The following is a 22115-nucleotide window of genomic DNA, read 5'->3' as shown; positions in this document are numbered from 1 at the left end:
GTTTTTGCGATCGCTCCTAATTATACTTTGTCGAGAGTGATAAAAGAGGGTTAATTCGCTGGGTTCGACCAATGGCTGTACGAGCAGTGGTACTTCCAATCCCTCAACTGGTGAGAGCAGTGGTACTTCAAATCCCTCAAATGATCAGGTCTCAAGTGGTAACGCTCAGTACCCGGCCGATGTGCTTGACCTCAGCAAGTGGAAGCTCACCCTGCCAATCAGCTTGAATTCCCCGCCCAACTCAAACAAAGCAACGGAAATTAAGCAGCCGCAACTCAAGACATACAGTAATTCAGAATATTTTCGTCTGAATGCTGCGAAGAATGGTGTGCTTTTGAAAGCGATCGCTGGGGGCGCACGTACCAGCACAAATACTGCTTACGCCCGTTCAGAACTGCGTGAAATGCAGGGTGATGGAACAGAGTCTGCTGTTTGGAACTGTCAGAATACCGATCGTGGCATGTACCTGGAACAGACCTTGTTGCACACCACCACGAAGAAGCCGGAAGCCACCATCGCCCAGATTCATGACTCAAAAAACGACCTGATGATGGTGAAGTACTTCGGCCCGGACTTTGCCAACGGCTCGACGGACATCGGCAAGCTTGAAGCTCGTTTCAACAACGACACTACTACCAAGCTTCTCGACAGTACCTATAAGATTGGCGATCCGATGACTATCGACATTGCTGTTACATCCGGTGGCAATGTTAACGTCACTTATAAAAACCTGCGTTCAGGTGTAACCAGTAGTACTGGTACTGTGAAGATGACGGGTATTATCGGTTCCTGTTACTTCAAGGCGGGCATATATATTCAAGCTTGTTCAAACACTGATATTTACGGTAACACTAACACTGTATGTGTGAACAAAAACTTATCTGCTAATAAATACGAGACTGACCCTTACGCTTACGCGGAAATAGAAGTACGCAAAATTACCCTACGCTAATTTGCAGAGGCTTTCAGCTTTTTTACCAGTATGTAAATTTCCCAAAAAATGCCGGAATGTCTAGATTTTAGACTATAAATCTGCCATTATCTCTGTCAAACGGTTGCAACCTGGGTATTTTGATTCTGTTAGTAACATTTGTCAATACGTAAATTCAATCATCATGGTTAGCCATTCCAACTCAGACTACTTGCCCCCAATTCAAGACAACGAGTTTCTCCCGCCACTTGGTCGTTGGACTACTTGGGGCGGAATAGTTCTTGTCTGTGCTGTGGGGTTAGGCGTTCCACTCGCCTCTGTTACCAAATATAAAGTGACAGTTAAAGGACAGGCACTCATCCGCCCTGCTGGTGAATTGCGACTCGTGCAAGCTGCTACCGAAGGTCAGGTGACGCGGGTTTTTGTTGCAGAGAATCAAGTTGTCAAAAAAGGGGATGTGATTGCCACTATTGACAACTCGAAGCTACAAACCAAAAAGAGCCAACTGCAAAGTAGCATTGGGCAAAGTCGTTTACAACTGTTTCAAATTAATGCCCAGATTAACGCCATTAATAGCCAGGTTTTAGCTGAAACTGAGCGCATCAACCGGGTTATTGCTGGTGCTGAAGCTGAATTAAGCGATCGCAGCCGGAACTATCAAGATAAACTTATTACTACCGCTACTGATGTCCAAGAAGCGGATGCCAATGTCAAAGCTGCGGATGCTGGTCTGAAAGCTGCCCAGTCAAAGCGAAATCGCTATGAGAGTGTAGCTAAAGCCGGCGCTTTGTCTCAAGATCAATTTGAGGAAGCACAACTAGCTGTTCGCCAGCAAGAACAAGCTCTCCAGGCAGCTAAAGCCAAATTGCAAAATCTCCAAACTGCTCTTAATCCCAGTAATGCACAAGTAGTGATCGCTTCTCAACGCATTGCTCAAGAAAAAGCTACCGGTCAAGCCAGCATTGCTACTTTAAATAAAGAACGCCTTGCTCTAATCCAGCAACGAATTGAAATTCAAAAACAGCTAGAGAGGGACACCCGCGAACTTCAACAAGTAAATATCGACCTCAGCCAAACTAAAATTACTGCCACAGCAGACGGGATTATTTCTAAATTAAACCTGCGAAACTCCGGTCAAACAGTGCCTGCTGGACAGGAGATTGCCCAAATTGTCCCTGGTGATGCTCCCTTGGAGATTAAGGCAGCAGTAGCACTTCAGGATAAAAATAAGTTGAAACAAGGCCAAAAGGTACAAATGCGGGTTTCTGCTTGTCCTTATCCAGATTATGGTACTCTCAAAGGCCAGGTTAAGATGATTTCTCCAGATGCGATTGCACCTCAAGGGAATGCTGCTAATGCCACCGACACTACATCTGCCAACCAAAAGATGGCAGCCGTTGGTGGGTTCTATGGGGTAACAATTGAGCCAGAAAGCCTTTCTCTAGGTAGGGACAAACACTTGTGTGCGCTGCAATTGGGAATGGAAGGTACGGTTGATATTATTTCTAGAGAAGAGACTGTGATGCAATTCTTTTTGAGGAAGGCAAGGTTGATTGCAGACATTTAGGGCGTTGGTGTAGCCCGCCGCAGGCATCGCAGCGTAACTATTCGTAACTATTTCTCGCAATCCTACCGTGGGTTTTCTATCTATCCTTATAAGAGGAAAGAGGATGTAGTTTACTTGCTGGTTATCTAAGGTTGCAATGTTGAGAATGACACGATGCAGTCCGTCTTGGTGCTGGAAATTCGCACTGGGAAGTTGGTTAGTAATGGGTAGTACGATCGGCGAAGCTGTATTGCAGACATTCGCTTTTTCTTTTAATTGCGCTTTAGCCCAAATTACCCCCGATAGCACTCTACCCAATAATTCGAGTGTTACAACACAAGACAACATCAGAACCATTGAAGGGGGAACCCAAGCTGGACGCAACTTGTTCCACAGTTTTGAGGAGTTTTCTGTTCCAACTGGGAGTACTGCTTTCTTTAATAATGTTGCGGATATTCAAAATATCATCAGTAGGGTAACGGGTGGATCGGCTTCTAATATTGATGGGTTAATTCGGGCTAATGGTACAGCTAACCTGTTTCTAATTAATCCTAATGGGATTATTTTTCGTCAGAATGCTCAATTAAATATTGGTGGTTCTTTTGTGGCGAGTACAGCGAATGCACTGCAATTTGGAAATATCGGATTTTTTAGCGCTACTGAGAAAAATATCCCTTCACCATTATTGACTATTAATCCTTCAGCATTGCTGTTGAATCAGATTAATCAAAACGCAGCAATTCAAAATAACTCAATTGCACCCGCAGGAAAAGATCCAGCAGGCTTTGATGGATTTGGTTTACGAGTACCAAATGGTAAGAGTTTACTGCTGGTGGGTGGGAATATCAACATAGATGGGGGAGGATTAAATGCTAATGGTGGACGAGTTGAGTTAGGAGGATTGAGCGAACCTGGGACTGTAGCGCTCTTGTTAGATGGCGATAATCTCAGCTTGAGATTTCCTGAGAATGTGACGCAAGCAGATATATCTTTTACTAATAGGGCTGGTGTTTTTGTAGAAGCTGCTGGCGGCGGTAATATTGCAGTCAATGCTAAGAATCTAGAGATATTGGGAGGAAGTATTTTAAGCGGTGGTATTGGGCAAAGTTTGGGGACACCTGAAACTGTCGCGGGAGATATTACGCTGAATGCTACCGAGTCAATCAAAGTTGCTACTGGGAGCGTAGTTTTTAATCTTGTGTATTTAGGATCACAAGGCAATGGGGGTAACATTACTATCGATTCTGGTTCATTCTCATTACGCGATCGCGCTGAACTTGCTGCCTCAACTGCTGGACGAGGGAATGCGGGGAATGTGACAGTGAATGCAAAAGATACTATTTCTCTTCTAGATGCTTCCATCCTCAGCACAGTGTCAGCAAGGGGTATAGGTAAAGGTGGCAATATCGACATCAATGCTGCTTCTTTATCACTAATTGGTGACGCTAAGCTTCAAACCTCAACCTCTGGACAAGGGAATGCGGGGAATGTAACAGTGAGTGCAAAAGATACTATTTCTCTTGCAGATGGTGACATCTTCAGCACGGTGGAAGCAGGGGGTGTAGGTAAAGGTGGCAATATCAACATCAATGCTGCTTCTTTATCACTTACTGAGGGTGCTCAATTGCTAACCATTACTGGTGGTGCATTTAACACCCAACCAGCAGGACGGGGGGATGCGGGGAATGTCAATATTAATGTTACTGGGTCAGTTGATATTGCTGGGAGGAAAAAGGGTTTAGGTTTAGTCAGTGGGATTGGCAGCGCGGTGGAAACCGGGACAGTTGGCAATGGGGGTAACATTACTATCAATTCTGGTTCCTTCTCGTTACGAGACGGCGCTCAACTTACTGCCTCAACTGCTGGACAAGGCAATGCGGGGAATGTAACAGTGAGTGCAAAAAATGCTGTTGACCTTGCAGATGCTGCCATCCTCAGTACGGTAGAAGCAGGAGGTGTAGGTAAAGGTGGCAATATCAACATCAATGCTGCAACCCTTTCACTAAAAGATGGCGCTCAACTGCTAACCCTAACTCGTGCTGCATTTGATACCCAACCACCAGGACAGAGGGATGGAGGGAATGTCAATATTAATGTTACTGGGTCAGTTGATATTGCTGGAAAGAATAATAATAATTCTTTTAGTGGGATTAGCAGCCTGGTGAATACGGGGACAGTTGGTAATGGGGGTAACATTACTATCAATTCTGGTTCATTCTCATTACGCGATCGCGCTCAACTTGCTGCCTCAACTTTTGGAGAAGGGAATGCGGGGAATGTGACAGTGAGTGCAAAAAATGCTGTTTCCTTCGCTGGTAATGCTTACATCTTCAGCACGGTGGAAGCAGAAGGTGTAGGTAAGGGAGGTAATATCGACATCAATGCTGCAAAAGTGTCACTAATTGATGGCGCTCTACTTTCTGCCTCAACATTTGGACAAGGGAATGCAGGGAATGTGACAGTGAGTGCAAAAGATACTATTGACCTTGCAGGTGCTGGCATCCTCACCACGGTGGAGTCAGGGGGTGTAGGTAAAGGTGGCAATATCGACATCAATGCTACAACACTATCACTAATTGATGGCGCTCAACTGCTAACCTCTACTAATGAAGCATTTAATAACCAGCCAGCAGGACGGGGCGATGCAGGGAATGTCAATGTTAATGTTACTGGCGCTGTTAATATTGCTGGAGAGAAAAGTAGGATTTTCAGCTTTGTGGATACGGGGACAGTTGGCAATGGGGGTAACATTACTATCGATTCTGGTTCCTTCTCGTTAGTAGATCGCGCTCAACTTGCTGCCTCAACTTATGGACAAGGGAATGCAGGCACAATTAAAGTGAATGCTGCTGATTTTTTCACCATTTCTAGCAAAAGTTCAAACATTAACACTGGCTTGTTTGTGAACTCCCAAAGTACGACCGGTAGTGCTGGAGATATTCTCGTCACCTCACCCAAAGTTACCTTAGACAACGGTGGCAGACTCAACGCCCAATCTGCATCGGGTAACGGTGGCGACATCAACTTAGAAACTGATTTACTGCTTCTGCGTCGTGGCGCTTCCATTTCCACCACCGCAGGCACGGCACAAGCTGGTGGTAATGGTGGCAACATTAATATTGATGCCTCGTCGGGCTTCATTGTTGCCGTCCCAAGCGAAAATAGCGACATCACCGCTAAAGCTTACACAGGCAACGGTGGAAGTGTAGATATTCAAGCCTTTGGTATCTATGGCATTCAACCCCGCTCTAACCAAACCTCTCTAAGTGATATCACCGCTAGTTCTGAGTTTGGCGTAAATGGCACTGTAGAACTTAACACGCCAGATGTAGACCCCAACAGTGGCTTAGTCAACTTACCATCTGTACCAGTTGATACTCAATTAGCACAGACTTGTACCGCAGGTAGTGCTGTAGCTAAGAGCAGTTTTACAATCACTGGACGCGGTGGTTTACCACCTAATCCAGGTGAAGCCCTCAGCGCTGACGCAGTGCAGGTAGATTTGGTGAGTCTCAACCCAAAAGTAGGTAATACTCCAGCAGTTTTCACAAATCCGATTAACCCAACACCAACTCGCATAGTAGAAGCTACTGGTTGGGTAATTGCTGCTAATGGCGATGTAATTCTCACTCTTCTTGCACCCACACCCACGCCTCATTCTTCCTGGCAGAGGACAGCCGATTGTAGTGTATTTAATCGACGCCAGGGAGGTTGAGCAACTTACACTGTCTATTTTTAGTAAAAACGCGGTGTAAGTGGGGGCAAAAACATGGCGATAAAAAAATCTAGATTACGGAAAATTAAACGCTTTTTAAGTGTACTGCTGCTTTTGGCTATATTCTTAGGCGCTCTTTTATTGCCCCCCACTTTCGCACATGTAACTGCGGAAAACTCCATTGTTAAAAGGTTGCCCGATGCCCAAAACTTGCTGGAACAGGGCAGTAAATTTTATGAAACTGAACGGTTTGCTGAAGCTGCTACTTCTTGGCAACAGGCTATCTCTGCATTACAAGGCAACGGAGATGATCAAAGGCTTGCGATCGCACTGGGTAATCTCTCATTAGCTTATCAGCAATTGGGACAGTGGTCAGAGGCAGAAGGTGCGATCGCTCAAAGTCTCAACTTATTACAAACTGCTCAAAATATAGATACTAAAGAGCAAATTATAGCCCAAATCCTAGATATCAAAGGTCGCCTGCAATTGGCTCAAGGCAAAGCTGAAGATGCCCTGGATACTTGGCGAGTATCACTTGACATTTATACAAAAATAGGCAGTGAAAGGGCGGTTATTCAAAATCGAATTAACCAAGCGCAAGCTTTGCAAGTTTTAGGGTTTTATCGTCAAGCGGAGAAGACCTTAAGGGACAGTACCCAGATTCTCCAAAGTCAACCCAACTCACCTGTTAAAGTTGCAGCCCTGCATAGTCTCGGTAATGTCGTGCAAGTCACTGGTGATTTAGAAACATCTCGGCAGATATTGCAGCAAAGTTTAGAAGTAGCTTCATCGTTGCCAGATAAGGAAGCGATCGCTGATATTCTCCTCAGTCTGGGTAATACAGCCCGTGTTCAGCAAGACACGCAAACAGCTATAAAATATTATCAACAAACTCTCAAAACTGCAACCTCACCTATTACACGCATCCAAGCCCAAGCCAATCAACTAAGACTGCTGCTGAAAACTGAGCAATTGTCAGCTTTCCAAACAGTATCCTCCCAAATTCAAACTCAACTTCACGACTTACCCATCAGTCGGACAGCAATTTCTGCCCGGATTAACTTTGCCCAAAGTCTAATACAATTCCGAAAAAAAACCGCCGCAGACACTCCCTCATGGTTGGACATTGCGCAATTACTGGCAACTGCTATTGAGCAAGCAAAAAGTTTGCAAGATAGACGCACAGAATCTTATGCTATTGGTGTTTTAGGGCATGTGTACGAACAAACCCAACAATGGTCTGATGCCCAAAACCTCACCCAACAAGCCTTGCTCATCGCTCAAGCTATCGATGCTAAAGACATTGGCTATCAATGGCAATGGCAACTAGGACGTTTGCTGAAAGCTAAGGGAGATATCAAAAAAGCAGTATCAGCTTACACAGAAGCAGTTAATAACCTCCAAGCCCTCCGTAGTGATTTAGTTGCTGTCAATTCTGCGGTGAAATTTTCCTTTCGAGAAGAAGTTGAACCAGTTTATCGACAGTTGGTTGATTTACTTTTGCAATCTCAAGGTAACTTGGAAGTGAGCTTTGAAAATCTCGAAAAAGCCAGCAATACAATCGAATTACTCCAAATAGCAGAACTAGAAAACTTCTTTCGCAACAACTGTTTGAATGCTCAAATCCGTAATCCAAAAAAAGATCCAACGGCAGCAATTATTTATCCATTTATTTTGCCAGACCGACTAGAGGTGATCATCGAGTTGCCTCAACAGCGTTGGTTGCACTACACTACCCCTGTAGTTGAAAATGAAGTGAAAACTACTTTAAGGCAACTACAGGAAAATCTACCCAAACCACACACGCCGCGACAGGTTCAATCTTTATCCCAGAAGGTTTACAAATGGCTGATTCAACCTGCTGAAGCTGCCTTAGCTGAAAGCAAGATTCCTACTTTGGTGTTTGTGCTGGATGGCTGGTTACGAAATATTCCAATGGCAGTTCTCTACGATGGCAAACAGTATCTAGTTGAGAAGTATAACATTGCACTTACTCCTAGTTTGCAACTGATTGAACCTAAACCATTGGAGAAGGAATTAAAGGCAATAGTCGCAGGATTGAGTGAAGCAAGTTCGGGATTTTCTGCACTACCCAACGTCAAACTCGAATTAGAAGAAATCCGCTCTCAAGTCCCTAGCAGCATCCTTCTGAATCAAGAATTTACTAGCAAAACTTTGCAAAACCGGATTAATTCTCTACCTTTCCCTATTGTTCATCTTGCAACTCATGGTCAGTTTAGCTCCAAGCCTGAAGAGACATTTATTGTCGCTTGGAATGAGCGTATTTATGTCAAAAAGTTAAATGAGTTAGTGCGAACGCTAGAGCAAAATAGACCCGAAGCGATTGAATTACTCATTCTTAGTGCTTGTCAAACAGCTACCGGGGACGAACAAGCTGCACTAGGAATTGCTGGTGTCGCTTTTCAGGCAGGAGCACGCAGTACGATCGCTTCTTTGTGGAACTTAGATGATGAGTCTACTGCTGTGTTGATGAGTAAATTTTACCAAGAGTTAGCCAATAAAAACCTGACTAAAGCTGAAGTACTCCGTCACGCCCAGCTCTCTCTTTTGCAAAATTCCAAATACAAACGTCCGATGTTTTGGGCCCCTTATGTTCTGCTAGGTAATTGGCTTTGAGCCACTCTCACCATTGAAAGTGGGGGATTCAAGCTAGGAGTTGGAGTTAACTTTTTGTTTATTTACTTACGCAGATGCCATTGTATTGGCTGACAATGCGATTGTTTCGCCTAACAATGCGATTGTTTCGCCTGACAATACGATTGTATTGGGTGACAATACGATTGTATCGACTAACAATGCGATTGTTTCGCCTGAGAATGCGATTGTTTCGCCTGACAATGCGATCGCATCGACTAATGAATTATGTTGTATAAATTTATGTAAATAAATTAGTAAGTTTTGCGTAAAACTAACGCGATCGCAACTAAGAATTATCCAGAGGTGACTTCAACCACTGTAAACCCAGATGAGTGGTGTGACATAACCAATGTTCCGCAACTGCTGTTTGCTTAGGGGTGTACAATGTCTGAGATGAGTAATCGTTGGAGCTGGTTTATAGGGATTGCGATATGTGGTTCAAGCATTTGGAGTGCAAATTGCGCCCTAGCTGAGGAACTCAAGCCCATACCTGATAATACGCTGGGTGCTGAAAGTTCTTTGGTCACACCTTTTACTCCTGACTCACCTGTTGACGTAATCGATGGCGGGGCGCAGCGGGGTGCAAATCTATTCCATAGTTTTCGGGAATTCAATGTGGCTGAAGGACGAGGAGCCTATTTCTACAGTCGAAGCGCGAATATTCAGAATATTTTGGCCCGCGTTACAGGTGGTAACCCCTCCAAGATTTTGGGAACCATTGGCACATTTGGTAACTCTAATCCCAACCTGTTTCTGATTAATCCTAGTGGGATTATTTTTGGGCGTAATGCTTCGTTGAATATTGGTGGTTCTTTTGTAGCGACTACTGCCAATGCACTGCAATTTGGAAATATCGGATTTTTTAGCGCTACTGAGAAAAATATCCCTTCACCGTTGTTGACTATTAATCCTTCAGCATTGCTGTTCAATCAGATTAATAAAAACGCAGGGATTCAAAATAGCTCAGTTGCATTTGCAGAACAAGATCCAGCAGGTTTTAATGCATTTGGTTTACGAGTACCAAATGGTAAGAGTTTGCTGCTGGTAGGTGGTAATGTCAGCATGGATGGGGGAGAATTAAATGCTTTTGGTGGACGAGTTGAGTTAGGAGGATTGGCGGAACCTGGTAGTGTAGCGTTGAGTGTAGATGGCGATAATCTCAGCTTGGGATTTTCTGAGAATGTTGCGCGAACTTCGGTATCCCTTACCAATCAAGCAGGTATATATGTACAAGGCGCTGGTGGCGGTAATATTGCAGTCAATGCCTCTAATCTAGAGATATTGGGAGGAAGTTATTTAAGCGGCGGTATTGGGCAAGGTTTGGGGACACCTGAAACTGTTGCCGGAGATATTACGCTGAATGCTACCGAGGAAATCAAAGTTGCTGGTGGGAGGGGAGTTGGTAATCTTGTACGCTTGGGGTCACTTGGCGATGGGGGCAACATTACTATCGATTCTGGTTCTTTTTCATTACGCGATCGCGCTCAAATTGCTGCTTCAACATTTGGAAAAGGGAACGCAGGAGATGTGACAGTGAGTGCCAAAAATGCTGTTGACCTCCTTGCAAATGCTGCCATCTTCAGTACGGTGGAAGCCGGAGGTGTAGGTAAAGGTGGCAATATCAACATCAATGCGGCAACACTATCACTAATTGATGGCGCTGGACTTATTGCTTCAACATCTGGACAAGGGAATGCGGGGAACGTGACAGTGAGTGCAAAAGATGCTGTTTCCCTTGCAGATAGTGACATCTTCAGCAGGGTGGAATCAGGGGGTGTAGGTAAAGGTGGCAATATCGGTATCAATGCTGCAACTCTGTCACTAATTGATGGCGCTCAACTGCAAACCATTACTAGTAAAGCATCTGCAACAGCGCCAGCAGGACAGGGGGATGCGGGGAATGTCAATGTGAATGTTACTGGAAAAGTTGATATTGCTGGGGAGAAAAGTATACCGAGTGGGATTAGCAGCTTTGTGGACGAGGGGACAGTTGGCAGTGCGGGTAACATTACTATCAATTCTGGTTCTTTCTCATTACGAGAAAGTATACCGAGTGGGATTAGCAGCTTTGTGGACGAGGGGACAGTTGGCAGTGCGGGTAACATTACTATCAATTCTGGTTCTTTCTCATTACGAGATGGAGCTGAACTGAATGCCAACACTCGGGGTCGAGGAAATGCGGGCAGTATAGTAATACAAGCTCGTGATACCGTATCTTTTGATGGACAAGACAGTGATGGTTTTTATAGTAGAGTAACTAGCCAAGTGGGAGATAAGGCTGTAGGCAATGGAGGTAGTATCAACATCACAACTGGCTCGTTATTAATCACCAATAGCGCTAGACTAAGTGCCAGCACTTTAGGAGAGGGAAATGCTAGCAATGTTAATATATTCGCCCGCGATTTTGTTTTCTTTAACGGCGTTGAAAGTGGTGTATTTAGCATAGTGGGATCAAGAGCAATAGGCAATGGAGGTAACATTACTATTGATTCCGGCACTGTCTCGCTAAATAATGGTGCTACATTGGCTACCGCAACTCAAGGGCAAGGTCGAGCAGGCAACATAACTGTCCGTGCCAGAGATTCAGTTTCTCTTGCAGGTAGTTCTACCAATATTAACACTGCGGTAGGGGCTGGAGGTGTTGGTAAAGGGGGAAATCTCGATATTAAAGCTACTTCACTTTCTCTCAATGATAGTGCCCAATTAATAAGTGCAATTTCTACTAATGTTTTTGATCAGCCTGCTGGGCAGGGAGATGCTGGAAATATTAACATAGAAGTTACTGATTCAGTAAGGATTGTTGGAATTAACAGTGGGATTTTCAGCTTAGTATCACCAGGAGGGATAGGTCATGGAGGTAACATTATTATCTCCTCCACCTTATTTTCTTTAATTAATGGTGTTATGTTTGCTAGTACTGGTGGAGAGGGGAATGGTGGCAATATTGCATTAAATGCAAATAGAGTTGAGGTTCTTGATGGAGGGCAACTTTCTGCCTCAACCTTTGGACAAGGGAATGCAGGCACAATCAAAGTTAATGCTGCTGATTTTTTCACCATTTCTGGCAATAGTTCTAACTTTAACAGTGGCTTGTTAGTTGACTCCCAAAGTCCGACGGGTACTGCTGGAGATATTATTGTCACCTCACCTAGAGTTACTCTAGACAACAGTGGCATACTCAACGCCCGCTCTGCATCGGGTAACGGTGGCAACATTAACTTACAAACTGATTTACTGCTTCTGCATCGTGGCGCTTCCATTTCGACCACCGCAGGTACAGAAAAAGCTGGTGGTAATGGTGGCAACATCACCATCAATGCCCCGTCGGGCTTCATTGTTGCTGTCCCAAAGGAAAATAGCGACATCACTGCTAATGCTTACACAGGCAGTGGTGGGAGAGTAAATATTCAAGCCATTGGTATCTATGGCATTCAACCCCGCTCTAACCCAACTTTTCTTTCGGACATCACCGCTAGTTCTGAGTTTGGTGTAAGTGGCACTGTAGAACTTAACACGCCAGATGTAGACCTCAACAGTGGCTTAGTCAACTTACCATCTGTACCAGTTGATACGCAAGTAGCACAGACTTGTCAAGCTGGTGGAAATTTAGCTGAGAGCAGTTTTACAATCACTGGACGCGGCGGCTTACCACCTAATCCAGGCGACGTTTTCAACACTGATGCAGTGGAGGTAGATTGGGTGACTCTCAATCCAAATGGTAATGAACGCAGTAGCTCCTTTGTTCCCAGCAAAACAACTACCCCCGCACCAGAACCGATCATAGAAGCTACTGGTTTGGCGCTAAACGAAAAAGGGGAAGTTGTCCTGACAGCAAATCTTCCCAGCACTACGCCTCATAGTCCTTGGTTAAAGCCTGCATCTTGTAGAGCAATTCGTAATTCGTAATTTCAGAAAGTCAGATTGTAATCTGGGTTTTTTTCATCGACTGACAATGCGATTGTTTCGGCTGACAATTCGATTGTTTTGACTGACGATGTGATTGTATTGGGTGATAATGCGATTGTATCGACTGACAATGCGATTGTTTTGACTAACAATGCGATTGTATCGATTTACAATGCGATCGCATCGATTTACAATGCAATTGTTTCGCCTAACAATGCGATCGCATCAATTTACAATCCCATTGCATAGACCTGCATAAATAAGCTTACCTTGTCTCTCCCCCTGCTCCCCCTCTGACAGGTGTAGGTTTTTTACAACTAGGTTCCTTGATGGTTAATACGTAAAAACGGATGCCAGCTTTGCTCTACAATCAGTTGATAAAGCCAAAGCTGCTGTCTCTCCCTAATCACCATCTCATTTGCAAAAATTACTTTGACCCCTGCAACACTTTGGAGGGGTTTTTAGTTGGTGCTACGGTTACTACTTGCTCTAGCTTCATCCCATGCACAGTAGCACTGGAATGCTTTCTGCTCCCACAAGGGCGTAACTTATCAAACTTTTAGAAAAAAGGGACGGCTCAGAAATTATTTACTGTTCTATCAAATTAACGTTGTTAAGTTACTCAGCAGGTGTAGTTTTCACCTCCAGGCTGTGTTAGATATTGTGACGCGAAACAGGAGTATAGATACATTGCTAAAGCTTTCTCCAGAATCTCCTCTATTTATTGTGTTAATCATTATTAGTTTTCTAGTAGTAACCTTGTCAACTTGGTTATCATCTAAACCATTTGTTTTAAAACCATTTGGAGTTAATGATATTGTCCAACTGCTCACATTACAATTATTCATTTCTTTGCTGTTAGAGCGTTCTTTAGAAGTTTTTATAACTACTTGGCGTGGCCCATTCGTCGAACAATTAGATATTAGTATTCAGCAAAAAAAGGCTCTATTGTCTGAGAAAATAAGACTTATGGAAATACAACAGAACCAATTCTCTTCTTTAGAATCTAATCAAGTCAGTGGACTCCCACCTGAAGGAATGAGTTTAGAACAGCAAATTATCCAAAACTTTACACAAAACCAACAAGAACCATTAAAAATATTCAACCCACAAATTGATGATATAAATGAAAAAGAGCGCCAAAAAGCAGCTTATAAATCTGATACACGAACAATTGCTCTATGGACATCTCTTTTATTCGGTCTTTTAATGAGCGCAATAGGTATTCGCTCAATCGAACCACTTGTAGTTATTGATTTAGATAATCCCATACAAGTAATTATTTTCCGTTGTTTAGATGCATTGCTGACAGGAGGTTTAATTGCAGGAGGTAGCGAGGGAATTCATAAGCTAATAAAAGTTTTTATCGATTTTATGGAAGCTACATCTAAACAAATCAAAAATCAGGGATCGTCTTGATGAAACTCTGAACGTACGATAATATTACCAATATTTTGGTAATTACATTAATATTTATTCTAGATATAGGACTCATATTTGATTGCGTGAAAAAAACTCAGTACACTTTTATTCCTTCTTCCCAGTCCCCATTACCCCTTATCCCCTTCAGGGGCCCCACCTCCCCCAGTAAAGAGTCCCTAGTCTCTACGAGTAATTCTTTGAATCAAATCGGATTGCTATATAGAGTACCATCTTCCCATAAATAATACGAAGTTGCCAAAGATAGTATCTTTACAATTCGTTAGATATCAGATTCTGCACCTCCCGGAGTACATAGTATGGGCTGTAGACAAAGGTAGGGGGGTAATAGTAGATGTGTACTAAAATAAGCCGATGGACGAAGAGGTGCGATCGCTAATAACCAGGGAAACAGTATATAAGTACTAAACCAAGTGGTGAGTGATGCGATCGCTAATAACCGGAGAAAAAAGTATATAAGGTATGTTTATTTACGCTATGCTGTACTAGTATTTATATCTATTGAACATATTATAATGATTTGTCTCTAACTCTTTCCCCCTGCTCCCTATTTATATCAACTTGAAAGTGAAATGGTATTAGAGGGGAGTGGTACTGATACCACGCACCAAAATATCTACACAGGTTTCGATATAGTCCTCACAGCTATAGCAGCCTTGATTGAATTTTGCACTGCGGCATAGCATTCCAGCCAATAGCATTCCTGTAAACATATCGACAGCCGGAAATGGATCGAGGTCTGCCCTAACAGTGCCTCGTTTCTGACTCGATTGCAGGTAAGCTACAAGTTTTTCCCTTAAGGGTTTAGCAGCTTCTTGAATAACTTGTTTGGCTGCCTCTGGATGACGTTTGGCTTCTCCAATGAAGGTACGAATTAAGTCTTCCTGTGTCTCTAGCATAGTATTGTAGAGATGGGCATACTGTTTTAAATCAATTTTTAGATCCTGTGTCCACGCTTCAGGGTGTGCAAGGGCTTCTGTCTGGAGTGCTAAGGCATTTTTCATTACTGCTCCCAGAAGTTGTTCTTTGCTAGCAAAGTGGCGAAATAAAGTCACCTCATTCACACCAGCAACACGAGCTATTTCACGGGTAGTTGCTCCTTGAACACCTAAACTGGCAAATACCTGCAAGGCAGCTTCTATCAAACGTGTACGGGTGAGAGTTGATGAACGGATGGTTTTATGCATTTATGTTGGCAAGTACTTACTTTCATCATAAATTATGTAGAAAAAGTGGTTGGAATTTGGGGAAAATAGTGTTGATGCCAACATTTTTAAAATTATTGAAAATATTTACCTTCTCAAATTGATTTTGGTGTAGTAGCTAATGTTTTACTCATTTTAGTAACTGGAACAACTATCCCACTTCTTAAATAATGAGGTGCTTTTTGGATGGCAGTAAATCCTAGTCGTAAATAAAACCCTTCAGCATAAAGGCTAGCGGTTGTAATTACCTTATCTATACCTTGCTCAGTTGCTTCATCGCAAAAATGTTGAACTAAAACACGGCCAATCCCTTTACCTTGATATTTAGGATGGACGTACAACCCGATTAGTTCATCAACAATGAAACTAGCAAAACCTATAACAACATCTCCCTTGATCGCAACCCAGAAAGATTCTGCTTTCATACTCTTCAAAATATTTGAACCATCAGGTTTGTCACGGTAATTGCGCCAAGCTAAAAGTTCTTTTTGGGTATAGAAAGTTGCAGGTAGAGCTTTGATAGCAGCAATATGAATTGCACTCAGCACCCACGCATCTGTTTCTTGGGCAGGTCGAAGAGATATTTCGTTAGTGCTCATAGGTTCAGGGTTGGCTATTCAGATTATAAGAGAAGGCAGGGTTCAAAACCGGACTTCGTCCCGCTACGCTAACGTCCGCAAGCGATGCACTCAGCTTGTCGAAGTGTGGCGCGAAAGAATCCTTGTATCCCAAGGTAGGTAGAAACCCCACTCATATTGTGGGTGGCTGTATTTAATTTTGAATTTTGTTAGCGCAGCGTTAGCGAGTCAGCGAGCGTCATTTTGAATTTTGAATTGATTCATACCCTTGTTCACGAAAATCTCGAGCCAATTTCTCTCCCAACTTGCCTAATAGTATAACTCCTGAAATATAAATTACAGTAATTCTATCGGCAATAAGTATAATAAACTTTAATCAGCACTAATTCTATCGACAAACCGTATATTATGGATAAAGCAATAAAAGAATCAGCTTCAAAAGAGTAATTTTGAAGTAGTTAAGCAATATCTTGTGATATTTGGCTAATTTTGTTGTCTTTATTTTGAATATCTTCTCAAAGCTTGCTCCCTTAGAGTATTTGCCCAGCTGGAAGACATTAGAAGGTTAAAAGGAGTAAATGTGATCAACGCCATACAAATTAACGAAAATTTGACAACGACAGGACAAGTTATACCGAAACAGCTTGAGCAAGCTATTCAAGAAGGTTTTAAGTCTGTTCTCAATTTGCGATCGCCTGATGAACTAGGATTTTCTAAAGATGAGCAAAAAGTAGCGGAAGCATTGGGGCTGTATTATCGAAATGTTCCACTCAAGGTGGATCTCAAAAATTTCAATGAAGAGGTGATTACTAAAATCCTCACGACACTCGAACAAATCCCGAAACCAGCAGTTGTGCATTGTGCCGCCGGGATGCGATCGACTGGAATTGCGCTGTTGAGTATCGCTATCCAGGAAGGATTAACACCAGAGGAAACCTTAGCAAAAGCAAGAAATCTCGGCTTTGGATTCTTTGAACACGCTGGTGTCAGTCCCCGATTGAAGCAATTATTTGTGGACTACGTTAACAAACACGCAAAGGTAGCTTTACCTGTTAGCTGCTCTTAGATGTTAGTTATTTCTAATTAGTTATGTCCTAATAGACTAGACGGCTGCTATCAAATCATTGAAGAAGAATTCACCAAGTCAGAATTCAGAAGCAAAGCAAGGAAAGCTCCGCTTCCGGTCAAAATCAAGACGCTCTCTATGAGACGCTGCGCGTAGTTTGTTTCTTTGCAGCAGTAGCGAGACAGAATTCAATTCTGTTAGCGGTAGCGGGGCGTTTAGCCCATTCTGGCTCCTGACTCCTGAATTCTTTCTTGTTAAATTCAAAACTGCTCTTGCTGAAAGTAAACAAGAGCAGTTTTGAATAGCAAAGCCCAAAATAATAATTTAGGCATCTTCAAGTTCAAATTGAGCCACTGTAACAGCATTAAAAGCGAAAGCTAAAACTAATGGCATCGGCGACTGGAACCAAAAGGTAAAAAGAACAGCTAGGATTGTGCCAATTACTGCCGACAACGACCACAATCGTTCTTCCAAAGTCAGTCCTTTTTCGGCTTTAATCAATCTGAGAACATGAACTGGAATTGGCTCTGGCATTACCCCACCCGGAGGGAAAGCCCAGAAGTTGTTACGTCGCTCAACAAATAAATCTGTCCAGCCATTTTCTTGGCACCATGCCTCAATCCATTGAAGTGAGTAATGATTCATCATCGGGTTTCGGAGTTCGGTTTGTGGAAGTTGTGTACTTGGTGAATGTAAACTCTGAGAGATTCCTGAAGAACTAACTAATCGCTATAAAATTAACGCTAATTATCGAACTTTTAAGCTTTGTTAAGCAATTGAAACGCATACAATTACGCTCAAACCTTGCTTTCATTAATTAAAAGACTAACAGTTGATTGGGGCTATTGAATTTAAAAGACAACAAACTTTACTTGAAAAATGGAAAGTCAAGAATTGTAAATCAGTCAGTGAGTATTACTGCTCAGAAAAACTTTTTATATCTTGAAAATTTAAATCCACAGATGAAGAATTGTAAATAAGTCAACAAGCATAGGCCATAGTAGACATTGCTTTATTTAGCTAAATTATTCCTTTAGAGTTAGAAATTTCAAGTTTTATCTTCATTAAGAGCGATAGATTATGCTCCCCGTCTCTATTTTGCTAAAGCTTGCTTGATGTGAGAAACAATTTATACATAGTCATTGCGATCGCTATTTAGTAATTATTGTTCTGATATATAACTTTAGGGCGATCGCAGATTGCCACTCTCTACCCCAAGTAGCAGGGATAATTTTGCTAAAGTAAGAAGCTTATGCTCTTTTTGCGTTACAAAATATTAAGCAACGGAAATACATGTTCTCCAAGTCCAGTAGCAAGGCTGCGAGTCTCAATTTGTACGCTCCAGTCTTGCTAATATTCAAGTGCGGTAATTAAATGCGGCAAGTATACACTAAATTGGCTCTCAATATATTATGGCGGCAAGCATTAGCATTTATTCTCGGAATTATTATCTGGTGTGTGGCCGATCCAGCAGTGGCAGTAGACTGGACTCATCCACTGTCATTTAGCAATGCAGAGTTATCAAGACGTGATTTTTCTGGACAGAGTTTGCAAGCTGCGGAGTTTTCTAACGCCAATATGGAATTAGCTAACTTTACAAATGCTGACTTACGGGGAGCAGTCATGAGCGCTTCGGTGATGACAAAAGCAAATCTCCACAGAGCAGATTTAACGAATGCAATGGTCGATCAGGTAAACTTGACTAAGGCAGATTTGAGCGATGCAGTTTTCAAAGAAGCTCTTTTGCTCCGCGCCATATTTAATGATGTAAATATAGACGGTGCAGATTTTACAGATGCAATTTTGGATAGAGCGCAAATCAAAGAACTGTGCACCAAAGCCAGTGGTGTAAATTCCAAAACAGGCGTGCAAACTCGTGATTCTCTAGGATGTCAATGAAGCGTGTTGGTGTAATTGGTGGCGGACAACTTGCCTGGATGATGGCGGATGCAGCACAGAAGCTAGGAGTAAAATTAGTAGTACAAACTCCAAGCGTTCACGACCCGGCGGTGTCAATCGCCAAAGAAACTGTTTTCGCGCCAGTTGATGATGCAAGTGCTACGGAAATATTAGCTCAAAAATGCGATGTCATTACCTTTGAAAACGAATTTGTTAACCTGAATGCTTTATCTGGTTTAGCACAGCAAGGTGTTTGCTTCCGTCCGAGATTAGAAGCTTTAGCTCCTCTTTTAGATAAATATCATCAGCGTTGCTATTTACGGGATTTGAGCTTACCAGTTCCTCAATTTTTTGCCCTTGACGAGGTGGAAAATATCAAATCAAAAATAGAATATCTAGGTTTTCCAATAGTCCTCAAATCCCGTCGCCACGGTTATGATGGTCAAGGTACTTTCATAATTCCAGATTTTGCTACTTTAGAACAAAAGCTAAGTTATGAAACCTCAACACAAACTTTAAATCAATCACTTTTTTTGTTAGAAGAATTTGTCCCTTTTGAAAGAGAATTAGCAGTAATTGCAGCTCGTTCTGTGGAGGGAGAAATTGTCACTTATCCAGTGGTAGAAACCCAACAAGAACAACAAGTGTGTCGGCGGGTGATTGCGCCAGCCGAGATTACGCCCAATCAAGTAGCAGAAATCCAAGCGATCGCACATACTCTATTAAATAGCCTAGAAGTAGTGGGAATTTTTGGAATTGAGCTATTTCTCAAGGCTGATGGCAAAGTGCTGGTAAATGAAATTGCACCACGTACCCACAATTCTGGGCATTTTTCTCTTGATGCTTGTGAAACTTCTCAGTTTGAGCAGCATCTTCGAGCCGTTTGTGGTTTACCTTTGGGAAATCCAGCTTTGCAGTGCGCCGGCGCTGTGATGGTGAACTTACTGGGGTATGAAAATTCTCACAGCGACTACCAAAGCCAGCGTCAACAAATAGCAGAAATTCCCCAAGCCCACCTTCACTGGTATGGGAAGACAGAATCACGTCCGGGACGAAAGTTGGGACATGTCACTGTTTTGCTGGATAATCAAAATCGAGAGATGGCGATCGCGATCGCCCAGACCATAGAATCTATCTGGTATCCCAGGTATAGCAAAGTGCTGAGTGCTGAGTGCTGAGTAAAAACCCAGTAATTTCAGGGTTTTGAGCAATCACCAATGTCCTAACTGCCGAGAAGGTTGCTGTAAATTGAGCAGAAAGTTTCGCTGTTGAACACACAACATCTTTTGAAAAGCTATAATGAGTGAGTTGCACTACGACGTTGGTGACTGCCATAAAGTTTTTTGATCTATGCCTTTAATGACAAGGGAGTCAACTGTTCTCGTGGCAGTATACCGGGCATGTACCCGGAAACTTTAAACGAGGAATTTAGGTTCCCACCTGGATAAACCCAGGTCATAAACTTAGGTAAAACGGCGTCGCGGTGAACTTAAAATTATTAGCTCCCAAAGTTCAGTTAGAATTTGGGAGCTTTAATTATTTCAATCAGTTTAAAATAAGCGAACTGACAGTAAAGATTGCCATGTTTTTGAGAAACCTAGATACTGAGGTCTCAAGAATTAAGCCGTATGGTCAGTATTCCTGGATATCACGTTAGCAAAGAACTCTACTAATTTGCGATTTTCCTCTGAATACATAACGCTTCTAATTTTTCGGTAATGTGGAGGACAGGAATAGCACAATTCTACTAAAACTGTATAACTTGATTCTAAATGAGGTATCGTTCAGAGTTAAAATGACACAATTGCTTTAAATTGTGGTTAAAACTACAAAAAATTGTTAAAACAACTAACTAATACCGTATTTCCAGCCTCGGTCTTCCGACTAGAGAGTGGTTTAACTTTTATTCATCAAGAAATTTCTACTACTCCCGTAGTTGTGGCGGATGTTTGGGTGCGTGCTGGAGCTAGCCTAGAGCCAAAACCGTGGTTTGGCATGGCGCACTTTTTAGAACACATGATTTTTAAAGGTACGGCGACGCTACCCCCTGGAATGTTCGATTCCAAAGTTGAAAACCGGGGTGGCGTGAGTAATGCGGCGACAAGCTATGATTATGCTCATTATTCACTCACCACAGCTGCCCCTTATTTAAAAGAGACTCTACCCTACTTGGGAGAACTACTACTCAATGCGGCAATTCCAGAAGATGAATTTAGCCGCGAACGGGATGTAGTGTTAGAGGAAATTCGCTCATGTCATGATGATTCCGACTGGATAGGATTTCAAGCTCTAATTCAAAGCATCTATCCGCATCACCCTTACGGACGTTCGGTGTTGGGTACTGAGCAAGAACTGATGCAGCAATCGCCAGAAGCAATGCGCTGTTTTCACCACACTCACTATCAGCCGGAAAACATGACAGTGGTAATTGCAGGCGGTATAGCCCAGCAACCAGCTTGGGAAATGGTAAATCATTCATTTGCTGATTTTGCTGAACCCTCGAATTGTCCGCAGTTTGAGAAAGTGACAAAGCCAGTAATAACAGGAATTCACCGTCAAGAACTTTGTTTACCACGCATAGAGCAAGCACGATTGTTAATGGCGTGGCTAGTACCAGGAGTAGAAGATATCCGTACTGGCTATGGTTTAGATTTTTTGTCAGTGTTATTAGCAGAAGGGCGGACTTCGCGTTTAGTGCGTGATTTGCGAGAAGATTTGCAATTGGTACAGGGAATTTGCAGTAGTTTTTCTCTACAACGAGAATCAAGTTTATTTACAATTACTGCCTGGTTAGAACCAGAAAATCTGGAGGAAGTTGAGTCTTTAATTTGCGCTCATTTGGATGATTTGCTGACTAGAGGAATTAGCGAACAAGAACTTGCTCGTATATGCAGACTTCTATGTAACGAGTATGCCTTTTCTACTGAAACACCAAATCAACTAACGGGGCTTTATGGGTATTACAATACCATTGCCCAAGCTGAATTAGCTGTGACATATCCCCAGCAGATTCAATCTTTTAATGCTAAAGAACTGCAACAATTAGCTAAACAGTATCTCTCGCCACAGAATTACGCGGTTACTGTACTTAAACCGTGTTAGTTATTGGGCATGGGGCATGGAGCATTAGTTTTTGACAAATGACAAAGGACAAATGACAAAGGACAAAGG

The 22115-nt window shown here is 42.6% G+C and carries 15 protein-coding genes and 1 other RNA gene; 13 read left to right on the top strand and 3 right to left on the bottom strand.

The window, feature by feature from the left end; all coding sequences use genetic code 11:
• Positions 1 to 181: 181 nt before the first annotated feature.
• From RMY63_RS35155 to RMY63_RS35120, 8 genes are all read left to right on the top strand, one after another.
• Entirely contained in the window at positions 182 to 952 is a 771-nt protein-coding gene (locus RMY63_RS35155) for a polysaccharide lyase family 7 protein (protein WP_322733126.1), read from the top strand.
• A gap of 163 nt (positions 953 to 1115) precedes the next feature.
• A complete protein-coding gene (locus RMY63_RS35150) occupies positions 1116 to 2498 on the top strand; it encodes an HlyD family secretion protein (RefSeq protein WP_322733125.1) in 1383 nt (460 codons plus the stop codon).
• A 145-nt stretch (positions 2499 to 2643) separates the two neighbouring features.
• Positions 2644 to 6192 (top strand): filamentous hemagglutinin N-terminal domain-containing protein, encoded by a 3549-nt coding sequence (locus tag RMY63_RS35145; RefSeq protein ID WP_322733124.1) that lies wholly within the window; start codon positions 2644 to 2646, stop codon positions 6190 to 6192.
• A gap of 54 nt (positions 6193 to 6246) precedes the next feature.
• Positions 6247 to 8829 carry a CHAT domain-containing protein gene (locus RMY63_RS35140; RefSeq protein ID WP_322733123.1) on the top strand — a complete coding sequence of 861 codons (2583 nt, stop codon included), beginning with the start codon at positions 6247 to 6249 and terminating at the stop codon, positions 8827 to 8829.
• Positions 8830 to 8914: 85 nt separating this feature from the next.
• The gene (locus tag RMY63_RS35135) at positions 8915 to 9100 is read left to right on the top strand and encodes a hypothetical protein (protein ID WP_322733122.1); all 186 of its coding nucleotides are present in this window, start codon (positions 8915 to 8917) and stop codon (positions 9098 to 9100) included.
• A gap of 143 nt (positions 9101 to 9243) precedes the next feature.
• Positions 9244 to 12756 (top strand): filamentous hemagglutinin N-terminal domain-containing protein, encoded by a 3513-nt coding sequence (locus RMY63_RS35130; RefSeq protein ID WP_322733121.1) that lies wholly within the window; start codon positions 9244 to 9246, stop codon positions 12754 to 12756.
• 78 nt (positions 12757 to 12834) lie between these two features.
• Entirely contained in the window at positions 12835 to 13005 is a 171-nt protein-coding gene (locus tag RMY63_RS35125; protein WP_322733120.1) for a hypothetical protein, read from the top strand.
• A gap of 441 nt (positions 13006 to 13446) precedes the next feature.
• Complete coding sequence (locus RMY63_RS35120; RefSeq protein ID WP_322733119.1) at positions 13447 to 14175, top strand: hypothetical protein; 729 nt, start codon at positions 13447 to 13449, stop codon at positions 14173 to 14175.
• 599 nt (positions 14176 to 14774) lie between these two features.
• Here RMY63_RS35120 and RMY63_RS35115 read toward each other — a convergent pair.
• Positions 14775 to 15383, bottom strand: coding sequence for a TetR/AcrR family transcriptional regulator (locus RMY63_RS35115; protein WP_322733118.1), 609 nt, complete (start codon positions 15381 to 15383; stop codon positions 14775 to 14777).
• A 113-nt stretch (positions 15384 to 15496) separates the two neighbouring features.
• Positions 15497 to 16000: a GNAT family N-acetyltransferase gene (locus tag RMY63_RS35110; RefSeq protein WP_322733117.1), complete on the bottom strand. Its 504-nt coding sequence runs from the start codon at positions 15998 to 16000 to the stop codon at positions 15497 to 15499.
• A gap of 559 nt (positions 16001 to 16559) precedes the next feature.
• On the opposite strand from RMY63_RS35110, the gene RMY63_RS35105 reads away from it, so the two are divergent.
• A complete protein-coding gene (locus RMY63_RS35105) occupies positions 16560 to 17045 on the top strand; it encodes a beta-lactamase hydrolase domain-containing protein (RefSeq protein WP_322733116.1) in 486 nt (161 codons plus the stop codon).
• A 324-nt stretch (positions 17046 to 17369) separates the two neighbouring features.
• Here the strand turns inward: RMY63_RS35105 and RMY63_RS35100 are convergent, their stop codons facing one another.
• Complete coding sequence (locus tag RMY63_RS35100) at positions 17370 to 17693, bottom strand: hypothetical protein (protein ID WP_322733115.1); 324 nt, start codon at positions 17691 to 17693, stop codon at positions 17370 to 17372.
• Between the two features lie 726 nt (positions 17694 to 18419).
• Between RMY63_RS35100 and RMY63_RS35095 the strand changes: the two genes are divergently transcribed.
• The 4 genes from RMY63_RS35095 (at position 18420) to RMY63_RS35080 (ending at position 22046) form a co-directional block, all read left to right on the top strand.
• Entirely contained in the window at positions 18420 to 18944 is a 525-nt protein-coding gene (locus RMY63_RS35095) for a pentapeptide repeat-containing protein (protein WP_322733114.1), read from the top strand.
• Positions 18941 to 20122 carry a 5-(carboxyamino)imidazole ribonucleotide synthase gene (locus RMY63_RS35090; RefSeq protein WP_322733128.1) on the top strand — a complete coding sequence of 394 codons (1182 nt, stop codon included), beginning with the start codon at positions 18941 to 18943 and terminating at the stop codon, positions 20120 to 20122. Before RMY63_RS35095 ends, RMY63_RS35090 begins: the two co-directional genes overlap by 4 nt.
• A 129-nt stretch (positions 20123 to 20251) precedes the next feature.
• Positions 20252 to 20435, top strand: a non-coding RNA gene (gene ssrS / locus RMY63_RS35085) — 6S RNA.
• Between the two features lie 345 nt (positions 20436 to 20780).
• The gene (locus RMY63_RS35080; protein ID WP_322733113.1) at positions 20781 to 22046 is read left to right on the top strand and encodes a pitrilysin family protein; all 1266 of its coding nucleotides are present in this window, start codon (positions 20781 to 20783) and stop codon (positions 22044 to 22046) included.
• Positions 22047 to 22115: the final 69 nt, after the last annotated feature.

Origin of the sequence: Nostoc sp. ChiQUE01b (assembly GCF_034531255.1) — a bacterium.
GTDB lineage: Bacteria > Cyanobacteriota > Cyanobacteriia > Cyanobacteriales > Nostocaceae > Nostoc.
Note: the sequence above shows the minus strand (reverse complement) of the source record. Positions and strands in the feature narration are given on the sequence as shown.